Raw genomic sequence first — 21109 nt, 5'->3', positions numbered from 1 at the left:
TTTAAGGCTTGAATTCATCCTTTATGTCAATAAAAAAAGAACCTTTATTGTAAGTGCAATAAGAAATTTTGGAAAGATCGCGGTGTCCTCTTTTTTCAAGCTTTTGCTCAAGCCACTCTTGATCCTTCCCGATCTTTTCCAATTCTTCTTTCTGAACAACTCCGTCAATAATCAACGGCAGTTCGATCATTTTGTTCGGCCCGTCTTTTGTAAACACTGAAAGCTTCCCGGTCGGCTCCAAAATCGCATATGAAACATCCCCGATTCGTTCCACATTCTTATCTCTCAGCTGCGTCATCAAATCATCGTAATTATAGCGCTGTGTCCTCATGGCGTGTTCATCAATTTTTCCGCGGTCTATGATAATCGTCGGTTTTCCATCGAGAAGCCGGCGGATTTTTTGATTTTTCAATGACAGATATGCAAATATAACCTGGATCAGCGTCAAAACGAGAATCGGGATGATCGTATGGAGAAGGTGGTCATCGAGATTTTCAATAGCCAAAACCGCGATTTCGGCCATCATGATAAAAACGACAAGATCCAGTATGCTCAGCTCGCCTATTTCCCTCTTCCCCATCAAGCGAAACAAAATAAAGATGATGAAATACAAAACGATCGTCCGAAACGTAAGAGCTAAGATTTCATCCATTACGGCCCGCCTCCTTCCGCCTATCATGATCATAAACATAGCCTTTGTTAATTTGAGTCTTTTATGTATAAAAGGTCGGGGGAGCTAGTCTATTTGCGAAACATGCAGAATACATTTAAAAAGACGAGCCCGTCTATTTTGAAAGGAGGATCGTGATGAACGAACCAAAACAAGTCGGCAAAGGGATTTTATACAGCTTGGTGGTCATTTTCGCTTTGATGTTTGCAGGAAGCCTGCTTATTTCGCTGCTCCTTACCTTCACATCATTAACCGAAAGTTCATTCAGCTGGTTGATTACCGCCATATCTTTTATTACCTTGTTCATCGGCGGTTTTATTGCGGGAGGAAAATCGAAGGAAAAGGGGTGGCTGAGCGGAGGGTTGACAGCGCTTTGCTTCTCCCTTACGGTGCTTTTGTTTCAATATCTCGGCTTTGGAGAGGCCTTCAATTTGAAGCAGCTCCTCTATCATTCCGGCTTTTTGGGAGTCAGCATGCTGGGCGGGGTTTTCGGGGTCAATCTGCAGGGGAGCCGTGCATAAAGGCAGCAAAAAGGGAGCGGATGTCCGCTCCCTTTTCTCGTGCCCATAAGGCTTCTTTTATGCCATGTCACATCAGGAACAACTGCGGCTTCATCAAGACATAAGGAACGGCGCTAGCGCCGTTTTCACGTCCTGCGACAGTCTGATTTCCGATGCTTATGTATCAGCCTTTCGGCTATTCTGCTGACGCCTCTCTGATCGCGCGGCGGTCGAATGTCAGACGGGTATTGTCACCTGTTTTGATGACAACCTTGCTTTCGTCAATTGAATCAACGATGCCGTGCAGGCCGCCGATCGTTACGACCTTATCTCCTTTTTTCAGCTCCTCCTGCATCTGGCGGACAGCCTTCTGCTGCTTTTGCTGCGGACGGATCAAAAGGAAATAAAGAACCGCAAACATTAAAATAATCGGAAGTAATGTTCCAAGCATCTCCATTATTTTTTCACCCCTTTCAAATGGCTTTATCGCTTTCTTCGTTTATGTGTCAGAAACTTTTAGCATTTGGTTTATTAAAACCGTAGCGCTCAAAAAACTCTTCCCGGAAATCACCTAAACGATCTTCACGAATGGCATCTCTGACTTGCCCCATTAATTTTAACAGAAAATAAAGATTATGATAAGAAGTTAAACGAATTCCAAACGTTTCGTTACAGCGGATTAAATGTCTGATATAAGCGCGCGAGTAATTGCGGCACGTATAGCAGTCGCACTGCTCGTCGATCGGTCTGAAATCTCTTTCATATTTGGCATTTTTCACGACGAGACGCCCTTCGCTCGTCATGAGCGTACCGTTTCTCGCTATCCTTGTCGGCAGCACGCAATCGAACATATCCACTCCGCGGATGGCTCCGTCAATCAGAGAGTCCGGTGAGCCGACCCCCATTAAATAGCGCGGTTTATCCGCAGGAAGCAGCGGAGTTGTAAACTCCAGCACACGGTTCATCACGTCTTTCGGCTCTCCGACGGATAGTCCACCTATAGCATATCCCGGAAAATCCAGTGAAATCAAGTCTTTCGCACTTTGTTTTCTCAAGTTTTCGTACTCTCCGCCTTGAACGATTCCGAAAAGCCCTTGCTCGTCAGGGCGTTTGTGAGCTTTCAGGCACCTTTCCGCCCAGCGGCTCGTCCGCTCAACAGACCTCTTCATATAATCGTACTCTGCCGGGTACGGCGGGCATTCGTCAAACGCCATCATAATATCTGATCCGAGGGCGTTTTGGATGTCCATCGCTTTTTCAGGAGATAAAAACAGCTTGTCTCCGTTTAAATGATTGCGGAAATGAACGCCTTCCTCTTCGATTTTGCGGAACTCGCTCAGGGAAAACACCTGAAAGCCGCCTGAATCCGTCAAAATGGCGCGGTCCCAATTCATAAACTGATGAAGGCCCCCCGCCTCTTTGACGATGTCATGGCCCGGTCTCAGCCAAAGGTGGTACGTATTGCTTAAAATAATGCCTGCACCCATTTCTTTCAGCTCTTCCGGCGCCATCGTTTTAACGGTGGCGAGCGTTCCTACGGGCATAAACACCGGCGTTTCAAATGAGCCGTGCGGGGTGTGCACTCTCCCCAGCCTTGCTCCTGTTTGTTTACATGCTTTTATGAACTCATAGCGTATCGGTTGCTGCGACAAATTATGAGCCCTCCAATCTTTTTGAATTTTATTTGATCAACATGGCATCTCCGAAGCTGAAGAAGCGGTATTCGTGTTCCACTGCGGTGCGGTAGGCAGAAAGCACATGCTCTCTGCCTGCGAGCGCGCTGACAAGCATAATGAGGGACGATTTCGGAAGATGAAAATTGGTAATCATCCCGTCAATCGCCCGGAATGTGTAGCCTGGATAAATAAAAATCGATGTCCAGCCTCTCGCTTCCCGGAAGCGGCCGTCATGTTCGGAAGCGATGGTCTCAAGCGTCCTCGTCGATGTCGTGCCGACGGAAATGATTTTTCCGCCTTCCTGTCTGACGCGGTTTAACAATGCTGCCGTTTCTTCCGACATTTCATAAAACTCGGCATGCATATCGTGTTCCTCTACATTTTCCGCACTGACAGGCCGGAATGTCCCGAGCCCGACGTGAAGGGTAATAAACGCAATATGCACGCCTTTTTTCCTGAGCGCATCGAGAATCTCTTCCGTAAAATGCAGCCCGGCCGTCGGCGCAGCCGCCGATCCTTGTTTCTTTGAGTAAACCGTCTGATAGCGCTCTCTGTCATCGAGCTGTTCTTTAATATAAGGAGGCAGAGGCATTTCGCCGAGCGATTCGAGCACCTCGTAAAAAATTCCTTCATAGCGGAATTCAATTTTTCTTCCGCCGTGCTCGAGCTCTTCTGTGCAGACCGCCGTTAGACGGCCGTCTCCAAACGAAAGAACGGTTCCGCGCTTGACCCGCTTTGCGGGCTTGACAAGCGTTTCCCATACGTCCCCTTCCTCCTGTTTTAACAGAAGAACTTCAACCTTTGCGCCCGTCTCTTCCTTGACTCCGTACAAGCGGGCCGGTAGCACCCTCGTATCATTCAACACGATGCAATCGCCTGCGTTCAGAAAATCAATCACGTGCTTAAACGTGCTGTGAGTGATTTCTCCTGTTTTTTTATCCAGCACCATCAGCCTGGACGCATCCCGCTCTTTTAAAGGAACCTGTGCGATAAGGCGTTCAGGCAAGTCAAAATCGAATAATTCTACTTTCATCTTTTTTCACCTTACTCTATCTATAGACTTGAATGTCGCGTCATTTCATTCGTCCGAAAAAGGAAAACACCACGGACAGAATGATGCTGATGACAATGCATGTAACAACCGGAAAGAAAAATGTCACGTTTCCCTTTTTTACAAAAATATCGCCGGGGAGCCTGCCGATGACTTGCATGAATAAACCGATGCCAAAAATGACGGCGCCCAGCACCATTAAAATCTTTGGAAATTCAGTCACGGTTCGGAACCTCCATTTTAAAGTGGCTGTATACATCAGGGGTTACGATGCGCCCCCGCGGCGTTCTTTGAATAAAACCGATTTGAAGAAGATACGGCTCATACACATCCTCAATCGTGTGAGACTCCTCACCGATGGTAGCCGAAATCGTATCGATGCCGACTGGACCGCCGCCAAACTTTTCGATCATGCCCATTAAAAGCTTGCGGTCGATATGATCAAGCCCGAGTTTATCAACCTGGAGGCGTTCAAGCGCATCAACCGCCACTTCCTCCGTGATGGAGCTGTTTCCAAGCACCTGGGCAAAATCCCTGACCCTCCTCAAAAGCCTGTTGGCAATCCGCGGCGTCCCTCTTGACCGTCTCGCGATTTCGAGAGCCGAGAGCGAATCGATGTCGACCTCAAACAGCTCCGCCGTTCTGATCACGATTTCCGAAAGCTCGTCACGCGTGTAATACTCAAGCCTTGACAGAACGCCGAACCTGTCCCTGAGAGGCGCGGTTAAAAGCCCGACCCTTGTGGTCGCGCCGACAAGCGTAAAAGGAGGAAGATCGAGCCTCACAGAACGCGCCGACGGCCCTTTGCCGATCACGATATCAAGGCAGAAATCTTCCATCGCAGGATACAGCACCTCTTCGATCGAACGGTGCAGACGGTGGATCTCGTCAATAAATAAAACGTCGCCTGGCTCCAGAGCCGTTAATATCGCCGCCAAATCGCCGGGGCGCTCGATCGCCGGACCTGACGTCGTTCTGAGATTGACTCCCATTTCGTTGGCGATGATCGCAGCGAGCGTCGTTTTTCCCAATCCCGGCGGCCCGTACAACAAGACATGGTCAAGCGTTTCTTCCCGCATTTTCGCAGCTTCAATGAAAACCTTGAGGTTGTCTTTCACTTTTTCCTGGCCGATATACTGAGCCAGTCTTTGCGGACGCAGACTTTGCTCAATCGCTGATTCATGGTTGTCTAGTTCACTTGATACAAGCCGCTCATCCATGATATCACCTTACTTTAACAATTTTTGCAATGCTTTTTTAACGTATTGATCCGTCGAAAGCGCCTCTTCCTTTTTCAAATGAGGCTGGACTTTTTTAATTTCCCGGTCGGAATAGCCGAGCGCTCTTAATGCTTCAAGCGCCTCCTCAAGAGCCGTTTCCGCTTCATGAATTTGCTCCCGCTCTTCATGGTTAAACAGATCGGCCGCGATTTCAGGAACGGCGTCCGCAAGCTTCCCTTTCAGATCAAGGATGATCTGCCTTGCCGTTTTTTTGCCTACGCCGGGGAACTTGACGAGAAACGCTTCATCCTCATTCTCGATCGCTTCAATCACCGCTCCCGGATCGCCGGAAGCGAGGATCGCAAGCGCTCCTTTTGGGCCGATTCCTGTAACATTCAGCATTTTCGTAAACAGCATTTTTTCTTCCCTTGTCGAAAAGCCGTACAGCGCATTCGTATCTTCTCTTACATAATGGTATGTATAGATTGTTTCTTTGCTGTTTTTCTTATAAATAAACGGATTTGGCGTGAAGATCTGATAGCCGATCCCGCCGTTTTCAATGACAATATATTGGGGCGATACATAATCAATCGTCCCTTTTACGAATTCGATCAACGTTCATTCACCTCTTTGACTGCTCTTCATTGTAACACAAAACAGGCAAAGCTAGAATGAAAAAGTTAACATATGTTCGCTAAAAAAGCTTCTGTCTGCAGCTGAAAAAAGACATAACAGCGTCATGTCTTCATATCTTCTACATGATGTTGGCTTCCGGATGATTTTACGGCTTCAATGACATGTTCAAATTCCTTTTTCGTGCGGTATGGGATCCCTTTGCGCAAATCATCCGCCATCCGGCTTTCCAGGCGCTTTATATCAATCTGAAAAAACGATTGAATCGGCTCTGATAATATGCCAGGGCGGCCGTGGAAAGTCGAAATCACGCCGTCTTCCGTCACTCCGATATAACCGTTTGTTTTGCTGAGGGGAGAAATGTCGTCCACCTGTTTGCGAAACAGAATAAACCCCTTTTTCTGATCGATGAGCTGCCACCCTTTATAAGCAGCTTTAAAGTCTTCCATTGTTCGAGCGGCCTCTACTTTATTTTCGATTCCAACGTCCCCGTCCAGATAAACCTTTTCAAGCTGGATTTGAACTGTAGCCGGCTTTTCGGCCAGGGCCTCCAGGTGAAAGCTGAGCGCGGCCAGCAGACTTCCAATAAGCACTAAACCGATTTTGAACTTGCTTTGGCTGTTCATCAATATCACCTTCTTTTTTGCCTTAACGATCATATCCATAGTTTGACCAACGCTTTTAAAAATTAATCTAAAAAAGCAATTAGATGACAACCGGTTTACGAATGTTACATTTTCAAACCAATATGAAGAACTCAAAAGCATTTAAGGTGCAAAACCGCCCGTTCTCATGTATAAACAACATTATAGAGAGTTTTTCGTTTGACCAGCCCTTAAAAAGAAGGTGAGTTCAGCGTGAAAAAGGCGCAAACCTATGCAGAGGCCGTAAAGTATAATACGAAAAAAAAGTTCAATAAACTTATCCAAAAACCCGATGACTTAGAGTTGATCGGGAAAGGCAGGAGCGCATACGTTTTTAAGCTGACTGAAGAGGGCAGGGAAATGGCTCTTAAAGTCTTTTTTCCCGAATTTAAGAACATCGCCGCAAGGGAAGCGGAGATTTACAAAAAGCTTTCTGATTCGAATTATTATCCTGATATATATGAAACAGGGCCATCATATATTTTAATGGAGTATATTAAAGGATACACTTTTTATGAGTGTTTAAACAAAGGCATTCCGATCGATGATGACATGATCTGCGAGGTCGACCGCGCATTGAATGATGCGAAGCGAAAAGGGTTGAATCCATCCGATATCCACCTCCGAAACCTGATACTGACGCCGGCTGGGACAATCAAAGTCATCGATGTCGCCAGGTTTTTGCAGACGAAAGAATGCAGACAGTGGGATGACTTAAAAACAGCCTATCAAACCATTTATAAAAAAAGCCGTTTCCCGCAAAGGCTTCCTAAGCTGTGGATGGAATTGATCGCTTATCTTTATAAAAAAAGCTGGCTTCAAAAACAATGGGCCGCCAGAAAAAACAAATTTCACCCGTAATTTGAAACTTAAAGAAAGCACGTCCGTATATGAAATAACCCCATTACAGTCAGGAAGGGAGAAACAGCTGTTGAAGAAAAAGAAGAAACGAAATGATGATAAATGGGATTATCTTTATCTCGTTGATTTGCTTGAGCCGTTGTTTTATGTGCTGAGGCTGGCAGTAAGAGGACTTGCGAAAATCATAAATTAAACACCCGGGCTTTCGGGTGTTTTTTTGATGGCCGGGTGATCAGTCAAATACAAAACCCCTTCATCAGAAGGGGTTGCTTTTTAATGCTCTTTCAAATTTGTGAGCGGTACTTCCTGCTCGTTCTCCGGCTGGCCGAGCGGAAAGATTCTTGCCGTTTCATTTTGTTCGTTGACACGCTGAATATAAATCGGCCTGCCGTTATAAGTAACATCAACCATGTCGGGTGATTCGACGATTTCCTGGGCACGCTGCGTATTCATGCTGACACCCTCCTTTAGCTTTTACTCATAATGTGTACACCCGGCTGCTTTCGTATTCCTTTTTAGCCGGTTTTCTTTCAAGGAAGGGTTATCTTCAGGCTCCCGTAATCAATGAATCTTTACGTACAAAGGCAGATCCGTGTGTCCCATTTCACGCACATAAACAAACAGATTGCCTTTGTGATGAATTTCGTGTCCGATCGCGAGCTGCAGCAGTTGTTCGCCGGCTACTTTTCGTCCGAAGACGCCGGTCAAATCGACTTCACGATCCAATTCTTCATCCGTAAAAGATTCAAGCAGCTTTTTTGTTTTTTCTGTATACGTTTTAGCAAGCTCGCTCAGGCTTGTCCCTGTTTCTTCCGGTTTCTTTTTAAAAGACTCTCCGTTCCCTTCTTTTGCCGCCGAAGCAAAGGCATAGAAAGATTGCAGCATATGCGTGACAAGTTCCTTCGCTGGCATCGACGTTTCAGTCGGTTTGTAATCGAGATGTTTTTCATCAATCTTTTGAATCAGTTCTTCTGTCACCAGGCGGTGGGACATAAATTCCTGAACGATGCGGTCTTTTCGTTCCATTTTTTATTCCTCCTTCATGTTTTAGCAGTTCATACACAGAATAACACGACTTTCCATTTTCAGCATCTGTCCTGCAGCACCCTTCGGACCGCCTTGACATATTTGCGGAATGTTCTCGTTTTTGTTTCCTCCCTCTCTTTATAGGAAAAGTCTTCGAAAAACTCTTTCCTTTGAGCCGTGCTGATTTCAAGCTGCACGCTCATTCCTGACTGGCTTTCATTATTGATGTTTTCCTCGGCAGTTCCGGCAAATTTCCCGTCCACTTTGACCAATTCTGCGGAAAAGTCAGACTTTTTCAGAGATTTGACGATGGCTTTTGCCAGCTTTCTATCCGTTCCTCCCACAAGCGTGTGCGGGCGGTCGCCGGAATAGCCGTGGAATGCGATGGTATAGCGGTGTTCTTTTATTTTCTGCAATGCCAGAGGCTCGTCAAAGTTTGTGCTTGTAATATGAAGATCCGAGTTGTTCTCATCCTTTTTTCCTTCGAATAAATAAGTTGAATAATCATCTTTGAAAGCTCTGACAAGCTCGCTTACTCCGCCTTCTATTCTTCCTCCGTGTGGCGAAAAAATTAAACAGTCGCTTCCCGCTTTTTCGTGGTACTCAATGTCATAGCCGCTTTTTTCGTGTTCCTGCAATTCCTTGAAATTCATGTATCTGTCCCCGGCTTGGATCTGAAAGTTCTCCCGGGTTGTTTTTTCGAACCACCTGTATACGCCATTTATCATCACTGCTGCGATCACCAAGTAGATGAGTACTTTTTTCTTCATTGATTATTCCCCTTTTACACTACCTTTCGATTTCTAAGCATGTCCTCCAAGCCTCATTGTATATTTGGCTTTTTTGTGACACAGTTATTTTACGCTTTAGACATGACGTGTTCAATTATGAATAAGTTTGATAAAAAATAAAAATTTAAATAAAATGATGCTTTTTCATTAGTTTAAAAGATCGATAAATTTTAAGAAAAAAATCTCATAAGAATCGGCGTCTCTTGTTGCACGACTTTCCCTACAGCCTATCCCGCTTGAGAATGAGGCGTTCTATCAGAAACGGGGTATACGGTTTGATAAAAGTAAAATCTGCCGCGTCTGCCGGCTGCAGATGTTATATTTTCTTTTCATCCCCGTTCTGTTATCCTATTACCGACAATAAAAATGCAGGTGATAAAACATGGAAACAGAATATGAAACAAAAGGCTACGACCTGACAAAAGTTTATGATTACAATCAATATCCGGATGTCCGCCACGGACGGTGCGACAATTGCGATTACACCCTTTTTAAAACCTCTGTAAAAAACGGGCAGTTTTTGCGTGAATGCCGGCGCTGCGGCATGAAAAAAAGCATTTAGCGTTACAGCATATTCTCATATGTATAAAAAAACTTGCCGACAAGGCTGAATGCAGCTTTGCCGGCAATACACGTCATGCTGTCAAATGTTTAAACATCTTTTTGATCTTTGTTTGTGACAAAGCCGTTGATCGATTCACCGATCTTTCCGCTAAGATCGGCATTCAGATTGTTGAGATTTTGAATATATTCGCTGATGACATTTTGGATCGCTTCATTAAGTTCCGCATTTTCGCTTTTTGTGAAATCGGCCTCTCTCAGATCGATGCCGCTGTTTTTCTGAACCAGCTCATAGATCGATTCGCCAAATCCCGTGATAAGGCCGTTGACTCTCTCGATGATTTGAGCGGTTTCCTTGTCTTGCGGACTGCCGCCCATAGCCGTGAAAGACTTCTCATTCCCGTGCTGTTCAGCCATTTGCAGATCCTCCTCTCATAATGACATACTCCTTCACAATATATGATAAAAAATCAAATCCTGTTTCCGCAGCAGCTTGATACGGCTGCTAATTGGTTGATGATACATAAAAAGACGCCGCGAACCCGGTGCGGCGTCCTTTTTAATGAACGTTCGTATACACTTCCTGCACATCGTCATCATCTTCAAGTACGTCAATGAGCTTTTCGACTTTTTCCTGAAGTGCTTCATCGACCTCTGCATAGGTTTGCGGAACCATTGTAATTTCGGCTGTCGCCATTTGGTAGCCGCGCTCCTCCAAGTTTTTCTTTACTTCTTCAAACTGTTCGGGCTCAGTATAAATCTCGAACAGCTCTTCGCTCGTTTCGAGCTCCTCGGCACCGGCATCAATAACCTCAAGCATAAACTCCTCTTCATCTATCTCAAGATCTTCACGCTCGATTGCAATATATCCTTTCCGGTCGAACATATAAGAAACGCATCCTGTTTCCCCCAAGCTGCCGCCGTTTTTGCTGAAGGCGGTTCTGACGTTTGTCGCCGTCCGGTTTTTATTATCTGTCAAACAGTTGACCATGACAGCCACACCGCTTGGGCCGTAGCCCTCATACGTAATTTCCTCGTAGCTTTTTCCATCCTGGCTGCCGGAAGCTTTTTTGATGGCGCGGTCGATGTTGTCGTTTGGCATGTTTGCATTTTTGGCTTTATCGATGACGAGACGCAGACTTGCGTTAGATTCGGGATCGGGTCCCCCTTCTTTTGCGGCTACATATATTTCTTTGGCAAGCTTCATGAAAATTTTGCCGCGTTTAGCATCTTGGGCATTTTTTCTTCTCTGAATATTTTTCCATTTAGAATGGCCAGCCATATCTTTCTACCTCCAAAAAAATTCTCGTCTCTATGTACACTTTATACGGTTTTCTCCGTTTTTGTAAAGAAATCGGCCGAACGCTCACAAAAAAATTGCCGGGGAATCCCCGGCAATTCCCTGCTTGTCATTGGTTGCGCAAGCGGTTCAAATTGTTATTCGTCGTGTCTCCGCGATCCCTAATGTTCTGAGGGTCGTCGTTCATTTCGCGGAGCCTTGTAAATGCGCCGTCATCCTCGACAACTTGAACGGTCCGGTCTCCAGCAAACGTTTTGGCTGCTTTTCTAATTTGAGTTCTCTCATTATTTGTCAGCCGTTTATCTGACCGTACCGCGATGATGACCGTTTCGTTCGTTACCACGGCCTGACTCTCGTCAACATAATTCAATTTGTTGACGCGTCCAGTGATATTCCTGGAGATTTTACGGTTTTCTGGTCTGTTATAGCCTGTGTCCGCCGTGTTCACCAAATGATTGTGATAATTCATGTCTCCCCGGCTGAAAGTTCCATCGCCTGTTGGAACGGGATTCCCGTTGCCCGCTCGATTGTTCACGTTCGTTGCACCGTTTCTCCCGTTCATATTTTCAAGCATTTCTGTAACAGGACCGTCATTATCAAGACCGTTATTACGATCTGCATCATTTGAATAATATCCGATCGGACGCGTATTGTTTCCATTATCTATAGCGTCGTTCGTTCCGCAGGCAGATAGACCAGCTGTCAAAAGCAAAATACCCGAAAACACTTTCAGCTTGCTGTCCAATGGTAATACCCCCCGTAGAAAACCGCTGAATTTGAGCATTGCGCTCTTTTTTAGGATGTGCGTGATGTGAAGAGTTACCCTTGACAGTTATAGACAGTCCGTGAAAAAGCATGAAAGTGTTTATAGCGGTCCACAATAAAAAAGGAACGATAGATCATCGTCCCATTCCGAATCAGTCTTCTTCATCTTCCGGTCTGTTAAACATCTGTCCGCCTGCGGGCTGCTGTCCGTATCCGCCCATACCGTACGGAGCTCCCATTTGCGGCATCTGTCCATATGGCGCTGCACCCGGAAAACCTCCCGGGAATTGGCCCGGCCCGCACCCGCAGTCATCTTCTTTGCCGTGTGCCATATTGGGATCGTGACCGACGTTTGGCGGTGCATTTCCCGGAAACGGCTGATAAGGCGCATATGCCGGAGCAGTCATCGGCTGATGATGATATCCGTGATGACCGACATTGTCATGCCCCATGTTGTCATCACCGTCATATTCAGCAGGAGATACATAGCTAGGCTGATGCATGTAAGGCATCATTTGAGCAGGATATGGATACCAAGGGTGGCATAATCCCGATCCAGACAGCACCGGTGAAACAGGAATCCAGCAGCCTCCAGGATAGAACGGATAAGGATGCGGATGGTGATGATATCCGGCAGCAGCTACATTCGGCATGCCGTGAAACTGCTTATTTTCATCACCTGCTGCACCGACATTCGGCGGCTGCGGAACATTCGGATAATTGACATTTTCCATATGATTCTCCTCCTCATTTGTCCATGGATTATACATGTTGGGGCCTTTCTCTTGATGTTCATAAGGTTTTGGAGGTGCGTACGGCTGGTGAAGCTGATTGACGCTTTGATACAAATTCGATATGTCGCCTTCAGGCAAACTTGACTGTCCGATGTTCGGGACAGGCGGAACATAAGGAACCGAAGGCTTTTCTTTCGGTTTTATATCTTCAACATCAAGCTTGCTTTTCGGCTTTTCTTTTGCAAATGGATGTTCCTGCTGTTTTTTCGGTAACTCTTTTCGCATATTGAGCTGTTCTTCTTTTTTGACCGGCACTCCCCCTGACGGTACTTTGATTTTCATGCCCGGCATGATCAAATCTGGATTGCTCAGCTGCGAATTCAGCTTTTTCAGTTCTTCAAAGTCCACTTCATATCTTTCCGCGATTTTTTCCAGAGAATCGCCCTTTTGGACAATATGAATTTTCAACGTTTTCCCCTCCTATGCAAAAACGTGAACGAACAGATGAGAATAACAAATATGCTTCTCCACAAATTTATGCGCATAGCGGAGGGGTTATGATAAAAACTTGTTCTCCAAAAATTTAACGGATCGTTAACATCCGATTCAGCGCAAGAATGGCATCTTTTGCGATATCTTGATCCACTTTGATCACGCCTGTCGGTTCACCTTTGTCAATCTGCTCCAGCGACCACAGCAAATGCGGCATGTCGATTCTGTTCATTGTCAAACAAGGGCACATATCTGGATTAAGGGATTCGATTTGTTTATCAGGATGTTCTTGAATGATGCGTGAAACAAGGTTCATCTCTGTTCCAATCGCCCATTTGCTCCCCGGTTTTGCTTCATTAATCGTATCGATGATTTTTTTTGTAGACCCGCTGAAATCGCTGAGTGCGACGACTTCATGGGTGCATTCCGGATGAACGATAACATTAATGTCCGAATCCCGCTCTTTAACGTTTTTGATATTCGCCGCGGTAAATTTTTCGTGAACAGAGCAATGCCCCTTCCACAAAATGATTTTTATGTCTTCATAATCGCCGTTATACTCAAGTTTTTCTGCAATGGGATCCCATACCGCCATTCTGCTGAGAGGAATGCCGAGGTCAAATGCCGTGTTGCGTCCCAAGTGCTGATCCGGAAGAAATAAAATCCTCTCCTTTTGCGATAGCGCCCATGTCAACATGCGGGCCGCATTTGAGGATGTCACGGATGCTCCCCCGTTTCTTCCTACAAAAGCTTTGATTTCCGCTGTCGAATTGACATATGTGAGGGGAATGATTGTATCGCCAAACAGCTCTGAAAGCTCTTCCCAGGCGCGATTCGTCTGCTGCATGTTGGCCATATCGGCCATCGAACAGCCTGCGCGCATGTCCGGCAAAACGACAATCTGTTCGTCCGAAGTGAGCATATCGGCTGTTTCTGCCATAAAATGTACGCCGCAGAACACGATATATTCCGCTTTTTTATTTTTTTGGGCGACTTGCGCCAGCTGAAGCGAATCTCCCGTCGCGTCCGCAAATTGGATCACTTCGTCTTTTTGGTAGTGATGCCCCGGGATAAACAGCCTTTCTCCGAATTTCTTTTTGATATTCAAAATCCTTCCGGCCATTTCTTCTTCGGTCAATTCTTTATACAGCTCCGGCATCATGCCGGCGTTTCTGTCATGAATCAAATTTAAAATAAACATCTGTCACCTCTCCAATCCCGCTTATTTTTTCAGATCGACATTCATGCTGATATCAAGGCTTTTCGCCGAATGAGTCAAGTAGCCCAATGAAATACAGTGCACCCCTGTTCCCCTGTATGCGGCGAGATTTTCAAATGAAATTCCGCCTGAAGCTTCCGTAATAATGCCGGCGGGTGTCATTTCCGCAAATGCTTTCACCTTGTCAGGAGGACAATTGTCAAACATAATGATATCGGCACCAGCCGCAATCGCTTCATGAAGCTCTTGTTCAGACTCGATCTCCACTTCGATTTTGACCATATGGCCGCACGCTGACCGTGCTTTTTCAACCGCTTTTAAAATCGAGCCGCAGGCGGCAATGTGGTTGTCTTTAATCATGATGCCGCCGTCCAAGCCAAAGCGGTGATTGCAGCCCCCGCCGGTTTTGACCGCGTATTTTTCAAGAATGCGCAGGCCCGGGGTCGTCTTTCTCGTATCGCAAATCGCGATATCCGGATCATTCAGCCTGATAACGGACTGCTTTGTTAAAGTGGCGATCCCCGACATTCTTTGAATGAGATTCAGCACGACCCGTTCGCCGGTCATGAGGGAAGCTGCACGGCCTTTGAGCCGCGCGATCGTTTCTCCTTTATGAACCGCTTCGCCATCTGTTTTCAGCATTTGCACGGCGATCGTTTCATCTAGCAGCCGAAAGCCTTCGAAAATCACTAATTCTCCTGCAAACAATCCGTCATCCTTCGCTGTGATGACAGCTTCGCATTGAAGATTGTCGTCAAAAACGGCTTCAGAAGTGAAATCCCCCCAGCCGATATCTTCCTTGAAAAATTCTTTAAGCATGTTCCTAAGTATGAGCCGCTGCATATTTCACAATCCCTTCGTTTTGTTTTATCTTGATCCCGCCTTTTGTGTGAACGATTTGCTTGCCATGCCAGTTTTTATCATCAGGCGCCGGGCAATCCGAACGGTAATGGCCGCCTCTGCTTTCTGTACGAATCAATGCCGAGACCGTCATCTGCTTGGCGGTCTGCCATAAATGAGCTAATTCAAGCTGTTCTTTTGTGATTTCTTTCACATTCACGATTTGAAAAGGCACTCGCTCAAGCCATTCTTTCACCTTCGTCAATTCATCCCCCGTTCGCACGATCGCTACATGATCCGTCATGTGTTTTTGAATATCCTTCACATTTGTCAGGGGAACAGAATATGTCACATCCTCAGGCTGAGGAGATTGGCCTCTGACAGGCTCAGGTTTTTCATAAGCTTGTATCCGATCCGCCGCTCTCCTTCCGAAGACGATGCATTCCAAGAGAGAATTGCTTGCCAGACGGTTGGCGCCGTGAAAGCCTGTGCATGCGGCTTCCCCAATCACATAAAGGTGTGGAACGTCCGTTTCCCCCCATCTGTTCACAGAAACGCCCCCCATTAAAAAATGCATGCCCGGTGAAACCGGAAGCCGGCCTTCTTCAATGGAAATTCCGGCTTTTTCGCAAAGAGAGGAAATCGTAGGGAAGCGGCTTTTAAAGTCTGATATGCGGGTAATATCCAAAAATACGCTGCTTCCGCAGGCCAGCTTTTCGTGAATCGCACGAGATACGATGTCCCGCGGCGCTAAATCCTGCATGGGGTGAATGCCTTCCATCACCCGCTGTCCGTTTTCATCAACCAAGACAGCGCCTTCTCCGCGCACAGCTTCTGAAACAAGCCCGTGTGCGCGCCCGTCTTTGACGAGCAATGTAGGATGAAATTGAACGAATTCCAAATCTGCGAGCTCGGCTCCTGCCCGATATGCCAAAGAAATCGCATCGCTTGTCACAGAACGGTTATTCGTGTTGATTTGAAATAGATTTCCGCAGCCTCCTGCCGCCAGCACAACAAAATCGGCTTTCCTGAGAAAAGCCTTTCCCTGGCGGTCTTTCGTCCAGACGCCCGCACAGCGTCCGTCTTCAATCCATAAATCCGCCGCCGTTTCGTATTCTTTCAATACGACATGAGGACCGAGCCTTCCGATTAAGTGCCGGATCAGCGCCTGCCCCGTAGCGTCTCCCCCGGCATGCAAAATTCTGTTCATCGAATGTGCGCCTTCTTTGCCGAGGCTGAGCTTTCCGGATTCGTCAGTATCAAAAGGGAAATGCTGAAGAATCAGCTCATCAACAAGGCGCTGGCCGTCTTTAATGGCATCTTGAACCGCTTCGATTTGATTGTGGCCGCATCCGGCATATAATGTGTCGTCCGCATGAGCTGACCAGGAATCGCGAGGCAATACAGCCGAGGCAATTCCTCCCTGAGCGAGGGTTGAATTGCTGTCTTTTACAGATGCTTTTGTCATCACAATCACTTCATAAGACGGCGGAATGGATGCAGCAAAAGACAGCGCAGCGGCACCTGCTCCGACAACAATTATCGTCTGATGAGACATGTCGACTCCTCCTGTAAATTTACATGTGTCTTGACACTTATATTTACATATCGATAAAATAAACTCAAGTATTTTTTATAAAGAATGGGAGACGAGAGTTGTGATTTATCTTGATTATGCAGCGACGACACCGGCGGCAAAAGAAGCCTTGGACGCGTTTCAAAAACTGAGCACAGACGTGTACGGAAATTCGAGCAGTCTGCACGATGCGGGAGGGAAAGCCGAAAGCATTCTGCGCTACTGCCGCCAAAGGATGGCGGAACTTTTATCCGGGGAAGAAGAAGGCGTTTATTTTACGGGCGGCGGCACCGAAGCCAATTTTTTGGCGATTCACTCCCTCTTAAATGGACTCCCCGCCGGAAAGCAGCGCTTTTTAATGACAGAAATGGAACATCAGTCGATCCACATTTTAAAGCGGCATCTTGAGATACTGGGGTTTAAAGTCGACTTGATGAAACCCGATGCTTCAGGCATCATCACAACAGAGATACTGGAACGGCATCTCCGCCCTGATACAGGTCTCGTCTCAATTCAGCATGCCAACTCAGAAACAGGCGTCATCCAGCCCCTGGCAAAGCTTTCGGCTTACTTGCATAAGCGGGACGTGCTCCTGCACAGCGACTGCGTACAGACCTTTGCCAAGATTCCGGTTTGCATTGATGAGCTCGGCGCTGATGCCTTATCTGTTTCAAGCCATAAAGTATACGGACCAAAAGGAGTTGGAGCGGTCTATATCCGGCCTGGTGTGAACTGGAAACCCGTCTACCCGGGCACTTTGCATGAAAACGGATTGAAGAGCGGCACCGTCAATGTCCCTGGAATCGGCGCTTTCATTACCGCTACCGAGTTGACAATAAAGCGTATGGGTGCCGCGTATCTCAAACATCAGGAACTGCGCGCCCGTTTTCTGGAAAAGGCAAAAGCCCGGAAGCTTCCCGTCTCCCTCGCTGTGCCCGATTCGGCAAATTCGCATGTTCTGCCGCATATTATAGGTTGTTTTTTTCATTCCTTTGAAGGACAATATACTATGCTGGAATGTAATCGGAGAGGAATTTGCATTTCTACCGGGAGCGCGTGTTCAGCGGGCTATCATGAGCCGTCGAATACGATGAAAGCCCTTTTGATCCCAAGGGAGCTCGCGCTTCAATTCGTCCGAATTTCGTTCGGATACGATACGACAAGCGAACATGTTGATAAGCTGTTGGACGTTTTTGAAGATATGATGCATGAGAAAGGAGACCATCGGATTGACAGACGGATTAAAACTTACGGGAGCTGAGCGGCGCCAGCAGCTTCTGGCCTGGCTTAAGGAGTCTGAGGCTCCGCTGACAGGAAGCGAACTGGCGAAAAGAGCATCTGTTTCACGGCAGGTCATCGTACAGGACATTTCTTTATTAAAAGCAAAAAACGAACCGATCATCGCAACAAGCCAAGGATACGTGTATTTGCGGTCGGCCCTCGGCAAAAAACAGCCGGTTCAGCGGCTCATCGCCTGTGAACACGAGCCGGAAAAAACGGAAGAAGAACTGAATCTGATCGTCGACTTTGGCGTAACCGTGAAAGATGTAACGATTGAACATCCGGTCTACGGCGACTTAACAGCTTCGATCAGGGTCAGCACAAGAAAAGAAGTCTCGGATTTCGTCAAAAAAATCTCGTCGACAAACGCCGCTTATCTGTCTCAACTGACAAACGGCACCCATCTGCACACATTGGAGGCAGATGACGAAGAGAAGATCGAACAAGCTTGCGACGCCCTGCAAAAAGCGGGCATCCTCATTCCCGAATAAAGAAAAGGTCCTTTGCCGTCATCAACGCAAAGGACCTTTTCTTTATAATGTATACGCATTGTAGGCTCCGAGCATTTTCACCTTGCAGCCCAAAGCTTCAAGCTCAGCTATCGCACCTGGAATCAGCACGTCGTCCAGTGCCATTTCAATATCAATAATGAAAAAATAATTGCCGAGACCGGTTTTTGTCGGCCGCGATTCAATTTTAGAAAGATTCAAATTTCTCCAGGCGAAAGCCGACAGCACTTGGTGGAGAGCCCCTGATTTGTCCGAAGGAAGGGTTACCAGCAAAGTCGTTTTCGGCCTTCCCGTCAAGTGCGGATTGACCGGCGGAGATGCCTCGTGATCCGGATGAAGCATCACAAATCTCGTGTGATTGTATTCATAGTCATGCACATCTCTTTTGACGATGTCTAATCCATACGTAGCTGCTGCCATTTCATTGGCGATCACGCCAATGTTCTCGTCCGGATGTTCACTCACGTATTTTGCAGCTGCTCCGGTGGATGTCGCATATTCAAACGGAATGGAGCGGAACCGGCTGTGCAAAAATTTATGGCATTGCGCGATGGCATGGGAATGGGAATAAACCTTCTGAATGTCTTCCCAAGCCTCTTTTCTTGCAGGATGCACAAGTAAATGCTGACGGATGGGAGCGGTGATTTCTCCGACAATATAAAGGGGCTGTTCGTGAATTAAGTAGTCTATTGTCAGATTCACCGATCCTTCAATCGCATTTTCAAGCGGGACGACAGCCAGATCAATCTCGCCGTTCATCGCGGCATCCATACATGCGGGTATCGTGTTAAATGCTTGCTGGTCTGCATCTGAAAAGCAGGAGCAGACGGCAAGGTGCGTAAATGTTGCTTCTGGACCTAAATAACCTACTCTCATACTCATGATATATGACATTCTCTCCCTTTAAGCGCCCGAACCTAGTATTTCGACCTTTTCTACGAATTCCAGCTTTCTTAATTTGTTCATCAGCAAATCGATATTTCCATCCATTCCTCTCGTACTGACGGACAGCGTGACATTCGCTCTTCCTTGAAGAGGGATGGTCTGGTGGATCGACAGCACGTTGCAGCCCGATTCAGCCACCACTTGGAGCAGATGGGACAGCGTTCCCGAGCGGTCCTCCAAATGAAAAAAAAGCGTGATAATCTGTTCCTTGACCATCGTATAAAAAGGAAAAACCGCATCTCTGTACTTGTAAAAAGCGCTTCGGCTCAAATCTACCTTTTGGACGGCTTCAGCTACAGATTCCGCTTTTTTCCGCTCAATCAGCTTTTTGACCTCAAGTGTTTTCCGCATTGCCTCCGGCAGCACGTCTTCCCTGACAAGATAAAAGGTCTCCTCTTTCACAGACTTTTCTCTCCTTTTAAAAACCCTGATTCCTTTACATTGATTCAGTGAGCGAAAGGAAAGGCGTTCCTTTCAGCTAAAAGTCGGAGAGCTTGCCTGGCAAACTCTCCGGTATGATCAGTCGATAAATTCAAATTCAAATTCGAGAAGACGGATCGTATCTCCGTCTTTTGCACCGCGGGCCCGAAGCGCGTCATCAACGCCCATTCCGCGAAGCTGTCTGGCAAAACGCTTAACAGACTCGTCTCTTGAAAAATCCGTCATTTTAAATAAGCGTTCGAGCTTGGCTCCGCTGAGCACAAAGGTGCCGTCAGGATCACGGCTGATCTCAAACGGCGCTTCCTCATCCTCAAGCTTATACATGACTCTGTTTTCAGTCATGTCTTCTTCGTCGTAGAGCGGGAATTCCGGTGTCGTTTCCAAACGGTCGGCAATCTCAAACAGCAGATCCCTCAACCCTTGTCTGGTCAACGCGCTGATTGGAAAAACAGGATAATCATCTGTAAGCTTTTCTTTGAAAGCCTTCAGATTTTCTTCCGCATCCGGCATATCCATTTTATTGGCGACAATAATTTGAGGACGTTCTGTCAGCCTCAGATTATACTGTTCAAGCTCTTTATTGATGGTCACATAATCTTCATACGGGTCGCGCCCTTCAAGACCCGACATGTCGATCACGTGCACGATGACGCGCGTTCTTTCGATATGTCTGAGGAATTGGTGTCCGAGGCCAACTCCTTCGTGCGCCCCCTCAATCAGTCCCGGAAGATCCGCCATTACAAAGCTGCGGCCGTCTTCCGTTTCGACCATTCCGAGATTCGGGTTCAGCGTTGTAAAGTGGTAATCGGCAATTTTCGGCTTGGCCGAAGACACGACAGACAGGAGCGTTGACTTTCCGACGCTTGGGAAACCGACAAGGCCGACATCGGCCAAAACTTTCAGCTCGAGAACGATATAGCGCTCCTTGCCGGGTTCGCCGTTTTCAGAAAGCTGCGGCGCCGGGTTGGCAGGCGTCGCGAAACGGGTATTGCCCCGTCCGCCGCGTCCCCCTTTTGCGATGACGGCTTCCTGTCCGTGTTCGGTTAGATCAGCGATGACCTGCTTTGTATCATCGTCAATGACAACCGTGCCGGGCGGAACTTTCACAACCATGTCTTCTGCATTTCGGCCGTGCTGGTTTTTAGACATGCCGTGTTCTCCGCGCGTCGCCTTAAAATGTCTTTGATATCTAAAATCCATCAGCGTGCTGAGGCCTTCGTCAACTTTGAAAACGACGTCTCCGCCTTTTCCGCCGTCACCTCCGGCAGGGCCTCCTTTTGGCACATATTTTTCGCGGCGGAAAGCAACCATACCGTTGCCTCCGTCTCCGCCTTTTACGTATATTTTTACCTGATCAACAAACATAATGTCCTC

At 46.9% G+C, this 21109-nt stretch carries 27 protein-coding genes; 6 read left to right on the top strand and 21 right to left on the bottom strand.

The features are described from left to right. Position 1: 1 nt before the first annotated feature. Positions 2-652, bottom strand: coding sequence for a DUF421 domain-containing protein (locus ACVC9U_RS04820; RefSeq protein WP_048349912.1), 651 nt, complete (start codon positions 650-652; stop codon positions 2-4). Positions 653-807: 155 nt separating this feature from the next. On the opposite strand from ACVC9U_RS04820, the gene ACVC9U_RS04815 reads away from it, so the two are divergent. Continuing rightward, a complete protein-coding gene (locus ACVC9U_RS04815; RefSeq protein WP_003183976.1) occupies positions 808-1191 on the top strand; it encodes a TIGR04086 family membrane protein in 384 nt (127 codons plus the stop codon). 175 nt (positions 1192-1366) lie between these two features. Here the strand turns inward: ACVC9U_RS04815 and yajC are convergent, their stop codons facing one another. The 7 genes from yajC to ACVC9U_RS04780 form a co-directional block, all read right to left on the bottom strand. Then, on the bottom strand, positions 1367-1630 hold the full coding sequence (yajC, locus tag ACVC9U_RS04810; protein ID WP_085959518.1) for a preprotein translocase subunit YajC: 264 nt from the start codon (positions 1628-1630) through the stop codon (positions 1367-1369). 46 nt (positions 1631-1676) lie between these two features. Further along, entirely contained in the window at positions 1677-2822 is a 1146-nt protein-coding gene (gene tgt, locus ACVC9U_RS04805) for a tRNA guanosine(34) transglycosylase Tgt (RefSeq protein ID WP_020452419.1), read from the bottom strand. A gap of 28 nt (positions 2823-2850) precedes the next feature. Beyond that, on the bottom strand, positions 2851-3879 hold the full coding sequence (gene queA, locus ACVC9U_RS04800) for a tRNA preQ1(34) S-adenosylmethionine ribosyltransferase-isomerase QueA (protein ID WP_020452420.1): 1029 nt from the start codon (positions 3877-3879) through the stop codon (positions 2851-2853). A gap of 40 nt (positions 3880-3919) precedes the next feature. Then, a complete protein-coding gene (locus ACVC9U_RS04795; RefSeq protein WP_003183984.1) occupies positions 3920-4120 on the bottom strand; it encodes a DUF2905 domain-containing protein in 201 nt (66 codons plus the stop codon). Further along, the gene (gene ruvB / locus ACVC9U_RS04790) at positions 4113-5117 is read right to left on the bottom strand and encodes a Holliday junction branch migration DNA helicase RuvB (RefSeq protein ID WP_145652810.1); all 1005 of its coding nucleotides are present in this window, start codon (positions 5115-5117) and stop codon (positions 4113-4115) included. Before ruvB ends, ACVC9U_RS04795 begins: the two co-directional genes overlap by 8 nt. Positions 5118-5126: 9 nt before the next feature. After that, complete coding sequence (ruvA, locus tag ACVC9U_RS04785; protein ID WP_441390160.1) at positions 5127-5732, bottom strand: Holliday junction branch migration protein RuvA; 606 nt, start codon at positions 5730-5732, stop codon at positions 5127-5129. Between the two features lie 122 nt (positions 5733-5854). Continuing rightward, positions 5855-6376, bottom strand: coding sequence for a BofC C-terminal domain-containing protein (locus ACVC9U_RS04780; RefSeq protein ID WP_441390159.1), 522 nt, complete (start codon positions 6374-6376; stop codon positions 5855-5857). A gap of 231 nt (positions 6377-6607) precedes the next feature. Here ACVC9U_RS04780 and ACVC9U_RS04775 point away from each other — a divergent pair, with 231 nt between their 5' ends. Together ACVC9U_RS04775 and ACVC9U_RS04770 are read left to right on the top strand one after the other, a co-directional pair. After that, positions 6608-7255: a protein kinase family protein gene (locus ACVC9U_RS04775; protein WP_145653881.1), complete on the top strand. Its 648-nt coding sequence runs from the start codon at positions 6608-6610 to the stop codon at positions 7253-7255. 70 nt (positions 7256-7325) lie between these two features. Then, entirely contained in the window at positions 7326-7448 is a 123-nt protein-coding gene (locus tag ACVC9U_RS04770; protein WP_023855401.1) for a hypothetical protein, read from the top strand. An 80-nt stretch (positions 7449-7528) separates the two neighbouring features. Here the strand turns inward: ACVC9U_RS04770 and ACVC9U_RS04765 are convergent, their stop codons facing one another. The 3 genes from ACVC9U_RS04765 to ACVC9U_RS04755 all read right to left on the bottom strand — a co-directional run bounded on the left by ACVC9U_RS04765 (position 7529) and on the right by ACVC9U_RS04755 (position 9051). Next, a complete protein-coding gene (locus ACVC9U_RS04765; RefSeq protein ID WP_145653880.1) occupies positions 7529-7708 on the bottom strand; it encodes a small acid-soluble spore protein H in 180 nt (59 codons plus the stop codon). A gap of 108 nt (positions 7709-7816) precedes the next feature. Next, a complete protein-coding gene (locus ACVC9U_RS04760; RefSeq protein WP_441390158.1) occupies positions 7817-8281 on the bottom strand; it encodes a DinB family protein in 465 nt (154 codons plus the stop codon). A 59-nt stretch (positions 8282-8340) separates the two neighbouring features. Further along, positions 8341-9051, bottom strand: coding sequence for a poly-gamma-glutamate hydrolase family protein (locus ACVC9U_RS04755; protein WP_020452428.1), 711 nt, complete (start codon positions 9049-9051; stop codon positions 8341-8343). A gap of 403 nt (positions 9052-9454) precedes the next feature. On the opposite strand from ACVC9U_RS04755, the gene ACVC9U_RS04750 reads away from it, so the two are divergent. Beyond that, complete coding sequence (locus tag ACVC9U_RS04750; protein WP_441390157.1) at positions 9455-9634, top strand: DUF8096 family protein; 180 nt, start codon at positions 9455-9457, stop codon at positions 9632-9634. Between the two features lie 89 nt (positions 9635-9723). Here the strand turns inward: ACVC9U_RS04750 and ACVC9U_RS04745 are convergent, their stop codons facing one another. From ACVC9U_RS04745 to nadB, 7 genes are all read right to left on the bottom strand, one after another. Beyond that, entirely contained in the window at positions 9724-10050 is a 327-nt protein-coding gene (locus ACVC9U_RS04745) for a hypothetical protein (RefSeq protein WP_075752048.1), read from the bottom strand. Positions 10051-10192: 142 nt separating this feature from the next. Beyond that, positions 10193-10915, bottom strand: a complete 723-nt coding sequence (locus ACVC9U_RS04740) for a YebC/PmpR family DNA-binding transcriptional regulator (RefSeq protein ID WP_075752047.1) — start codon at positions 10913-10915, stop codon at positions 10193-10195. A 127-nt stretch (positions 10916-11042) separates the two neighbouring features. Next, entirely contained in the window at positions 11043-11678 is a 636-nt protein-coding gene (locus ACVC9U_RS04735; RefSeq protein WP_075752046.1) for a YhcN/YlaJ family sporulation lipoprotein, read from the bottom strand. A 172-nt stretch (positions 11679-11850) separates the two neighbouring features. Beyond that, a complete protein-coding gene (gene safA, locus ACVC9U_RS04730; protein WP_441390156.1) occupies positions 11851-12900 on the bottom strand; it encodes a SafA/ExsA family spore coat assembly protein in 1050 nt (349 codons plus the stop codon). Between the two features lie 115 nt (positions 12901-13015). Beyond that, a complete protein-coding gene (nadA, locus tag ACVC9U_RS04725) occupies positions 13016-14125 on the bottom strand; it encodes a quinolinate synthase NadA (protein WP_075752044.1) in 1110 nt (369 codons plus the stop codon). 21 nt (positions 14126-14146) lie between these two features. Then, positions 14147-14986 carry a carboxylating nicotinate-nucleotide diphosphorylase gene (gene nadC, locus ACVC9U_RS04720; RefSeq protein WP_075752043.1) on the bottom strand — a complete coding sequence of 280 codons (840 nt, stop codon included), beginning with the start codon at positions 14984-14986 and terminating at the stop codon, positions 14147-14149. After that, on the bottom strand, positions 14967-16541 hold the full coding sequence (gene nadB / locus ACVC9U_RS04715; protein WP_075752042.1) for an L-aspartate oxidase: 1575 nt from the start codon (positions 16539-16541) through the stop codon (positions 14967-14969). Before nadB ends, nadC begins: the two co-directional genes overlap by 20 nt. 100 nt (positions 16542-16641) lie before the next feature. On the opposite strand from nadB, the gene ACVC9U_RS04710 reads away from it, so the two are divergent. After that, complete coding sequence (locus ACVC9U_RS04710) at positions 16642-17820, top strand: IscS subfamily cysteine desulfurase (RefSeq protein ID WP_441390155.1); 1179 nt, start codon at positions 16642-16644, stop codon at positions 17818-17820. Further along, the gene (locus ACVC9U_RS04705) at positions 17789-18331 is read left to right on the top strand and encodes a transcription repressor NadR (protein WP_075752040.1); all 543 of its coding nucleotides are present in this window, start codon (positions 17789-17791) and stop codon (positions 18329-18331) included. Before ACVC9U_RS04710 ends, ACVC9U_RS04705 begins: the two co-directional genes overlap by 32 nt. A gap of 42 nt (positions 18332-18373) precedes the next feature. On the opposite strand, the gene pheA is transcribed toward ACVC9U_RS04705, so the two are convergent. From pheA to obgE, 3 genes are all read right to left on the bottom strand, one after another. Continuing rightward, a complete protein-coding gene (gene pheA, locus ACVC9U_RS04700; RefSeq protein ID WP_035339345.1) occupies positions 18374-19225 on the bottom strand; it encodes a prephenate dehydratase in 852 nt (283 codons plus the stop codon). A gap of 27 nt (positions 19226-19252) precedes the next feature. After that, positions 19253-19696, bottom strand: coding sequence for an ACT domain-containing protein (locus ACVC9U_RS04695; RefSeq protein ID WP_023855415.1), 444 nt, complete (start codon positions 19694-19696; stop codon positions 19253-19255). A 117-nt stretch (positions 19697-19813) separates the two neighbouring features. Then, positions 19814-21100, bottom strand: coding sequence for a GTPase ObgE (gene obgE, locus ACVC9U_RS04690; protein ID WP_020452440.1), 1287 nt, complete (start codon positions 21098-21100; stop codon positions 19814-19816). Positions 21101-21109 lie beyond the last annotated feature (9 nt).

Source organism: Bacillus sp. GM2 (assembly GCF_056155945.1).
Note: the sequence above shows the minus strand (reverse complement) of the source record. Positions and strands in the feature narration are given on the sequence as shown.